Source organism: Oleiphilus sp. HI0080, assembly GCF_001635135.1.
The window spans coordinates 1-1,008 of sequence record NZ_LWFU01001121.1; the positions used below are offsets into that span (position 1 = coordinate 1).

The 1,008-nt window shown below is 45.8% G+C and carries 2 protein-coding genes; both read right to left on the reverse strand.

What is annotated here, in order from left to right; genetic code table 11:
• Window positions 1-389 (reverse strand): Rnf-Nqr domain containing protein (locus A3751_RS20280; RefSeq protein WP_304439065.1); only part of this gene is annotated, 389 nt, incomplete at its 3' end.
• A partial coding sequence (locus A3751_RS20285) for an NADH:ubiquinone reductase (Na(+)-transporting) subunit D (protein ID WP_068458705.1) occupies window positions 389-1,008 on the reverse strand: 620 nt, incomplete at its 5' end. The genes A3751_RS20280 and A3751_RS20285, both read right to left, overlap by 1 nt.

Here is a 1,008-nt window from a genome sequence, read left to right on the forward strand (position 1 = left end):
GCCCCCATAATGGCACAGTTCACGGTAATCAATGGGAGAAACACGCCCAATGCGTTGTACAAATCTGGGAAGTATTTGTCCAACACCATTTCGAGTATTTGCACAAGCGCCGCTATAACACCGATGTAAGTCAACAAGCCCAAAAAGCTCAAATCAACTTCAGGATAGCCTGCCCATGCCAACGCACCTTCTTTTAATACGTAGGTATAGATCAAGTTGTTCACTGGAACTGTAACTGCCAACACGACGACAACCGCAATGCCAAGCCCCATAGCTGCTTGAATCTTTTTTGATATCGCCAAGAACGTGCACATACCCAAAAAGAAAGCCAGAGCCATATTCTCTACGAAAACAGCCTTGATAAACAGGCTCAAATAATGCTCAACCATTAGAAAGCCTCCTTAACACGATGCGCTGACATCTTATAATCCGGCGCTTCGATCTGATCTTTCTTCCAAGAGCGCAATGCCCAGATAAAGATACCGATCAAGAAGAATGCACTTGGTGGCAACAACAACAAGCCGTTCGGTACATACCAACCACCATCATTCACAGTTGCAAAGATCTCAACTCCAAACAGCTTGCCCGCGCCAAGTAGCTCACGGAAGAAAGCAACGAACAGCAAAATCACAGCGTAACCTAGGCCATTACCAACACCATCCAAGAAGCTCATTCCTGGACCATTCTGCATTGCGAATGCCTCTGCTCGACCCATTACAATACAGTTTGTGATGATCAAACCAACGAAAACAGAGAGCTGCTTAGAAATTTCGTAAGCGTATGCTCGAAGAATCTGATCGACAACAATCACAAGCGTTGCGATGATCGTCATCTGAACAATGATTCGGATATTCGAAGGGATCTGGCTACGAATCAACGAAACAGCAAGATTGGCAAGGCCAGTAACCGTGCAGACTGCAAGGCCCATAACCACCGACAATTGCATGCTTGTCGTAACCGCTAGCGCTGAACAAATACCAAGGATTTGCAGAGCAATAGGGTTGTTAC